This is a genomic window from Craterilacuibacter sp., from assembly GCF_051659485.1.
In the GTDB taxonomy this organism is placed as follows: Bacteria; Pseudomonadota; Gammaproteobacteria; order Burkholderiales; family Chromobacteriaceae; genus Craterilacuibacter.
This window is the reverse complement of the sequence record NZ_JBOFOO010000137.1, coordinates 1-2023: the sequence shown is the minus strand read 5'-3', so window position 1 is coordinate 2023 and position 2023 is coordinate 1. Positions and strand designations below refer to the sequence as shown.

The window sequence follows — 2023 nt, the reverse complement described above, 5'->3', positions numbered from 1 at the left end:
GCCCCAGGATGGTAGTGACGTCCTCGTGCAGCAGGCCGGCATCCAGGAGTTCGCGCAGCACGAAGCCCATGCCGCCGGCCGCATGAAAGTGGTTGATGTCGGCCTTGCCGTTGGGGTAGACGCGCATCAAGAGCGGCACGATGGCCGACAGTTCGGAAAAATCGTCCCAGTTGATGGCGATGCCGGCGGCACGGGCGATGGCGACCAGATGCAGGGTGTGATTGGTCGAGCCACCGCTGGCCAACAGTGCCACGATGGCGTTGACGATGGCCTGCTCGTCGAGCATTTCGCCCAGCGGGGTATAGCGTGGGCTGCCGGGGACGATGGCCAGCGCGGCATGCGCGGCTTCACGGGTCAGCGCTTCGCGTAGCGGCGTGCCCGGGTTGACGAAGGCGCTGCCCGGCAGATGCAGGCCCAGCACTTCCATCAATAGCTGGTTGGAGTTGGCGGTGCCGTAGAAGGTGCAGGTGCCCGGCGCATGGTAGCTTTGCGCTTCGGATTCCAGCAGCACATCGCGCCCGACCAAGCCTTGGGCAAACAGTTTGCGCACCTCGGCCTTGTCGTCATTGGCCAGCCCCGAACTCATCGGCCCGGCCGGCACGAATACCGCCGGCAGATGGCCGAAGGCGAGGGCGCCTATCAGCAGACCGGGCACGATCTTGTCGCACACCCCCAGATACAGTGCGGCATCGAACAGATGGTGGGTGAGGGCAATGGCGGTGGACTGGGCAATCACATCGCGTGAAAACAGCGACAGCTCCATGCCGGGCATGCCCTGGGTCACGCCATCGCACATCGCCGGCACCCCGCCGGCAAACTGTGCCGTAGCTCCGGCCTTGAGTGCCTCTTCCTTGATCCATGCCGGAAAGTCCTGCAGCGGCTGGTGCGCCGACAGAACATCGTTGTAGGCCGAAATAATGGCGAGATTAGGCACCTCCAGCTGCTTGATCCGGATTTTCGGCGTGGCGGGCATGGCGGCGAAGCCGTGGGCGAGATTGGTGCACGACAGTGCGCTACGCGCGACCTTGCCGCGCGCGGCAGCCTGTTGCAGCTGTTCGAGATAAGCGTGGCGTGTAGTACGGCTGCGCTCGCGGATGCGGCGGGTCACGTGTTCGACGACGGGGTGCAGGGGCATGGCAGGGCCTCGGGTTACGGGCATGACGGTCATGCTAGGTCCGGCGCAGGGCCAGCGCAAGCCCGTTCTGCCCGCAGCCTGCCCGACAATGGAATAAGATAAAGGCCATATGCGAGCTTGCAGGAGGTTGGCGATGAACACGAGCCCTGATTTTGACATGGTGCTGTTTGGCGGCACCGGCGACCTGGTGATGCGCAAGCTGTTGCCGGCCTTGTATCACGCACGCCGTGCCGGTTTGCTGGCCAAGGGCGGGCGTATTCTGGCTTTGGGGCGGCAGGCGCTGACGCGCGACGCCTATCTGGAGCTGGCGGCCCGTCTGGTGCGCCCGCATCTGGATAAAGACAACGATGCCGCATGGCAGGACTTTGCCGCTACGCTCGACTATCTGCGGCTGGATGCGACGGCGCCCGACGACTATCCGGCGCTGGCCGGCAGCATAGGCCACGACCCGGCCCGGGTGGTGGTGTGCTATCTCGCGACCGCCCCGGTGCTGTTCAGTACCATCTGTGCACAGCTGGCGCGGGTCGGCCTGAACCGCGAGCAGGTGCGTGTGGTGCTGGAAAAGCCGCTGGGCCATGACCTGGCCTCGTCCAATGCCATCAATGCGGCGGTCGCGCAGTATTTCGGCGAAGAGCAGCTGTACCGTATCGACCATTATCTGGGCAAGGAGTCGGTACAGAACTTGCTGGCGCTGCGTTTCGGCAATGTGCTGTTCGAGCCGCTATGGCGGCGCGAGTGGGTGCAGAGTGTGCAGATCACCATTGCCGAAGAGCTGGGGGTCGAGGGGCGCGGTGAGTTTTACGACCGTACCGGCGCGCTGCGGGACATGCTGCAGAACCATCTGCTGCAGCTATTGTGCATGGTGGCGATGGAGCCGCCGGCCAGCCT

The 2023-nt window shown here is 64.6% G+C and carries 1 protein-coding gene and 1 pseudogene; one reads left to right on the top strand and one right to left on the bottom strand.

Annotation, left to right across the window (positions count from 1 at the left end; genetic code table 11):
* Nucleotides 1-1135: dihydroxy-acid dehydratase domain-containing protein (locus ACRC1E_RS04745; RefSeq protein WP_438513959.1), on the bottom strand; the 1135-nt coding region annotated here is incomplete at its 3' end.
* A gap of 133 nt (nt 1136-1268) precedes the next feature.
* Here ACRC1E_RS04745 and ACRC1E_RS04740 point away from each other — a divergent pair.
* Nucleotides 1269-2023 (top strand): annotated as a pseudogene (locus ACRC1E_RS04740) (glucose-6-phosphate dehydrogenase); the annotation flags it as partial.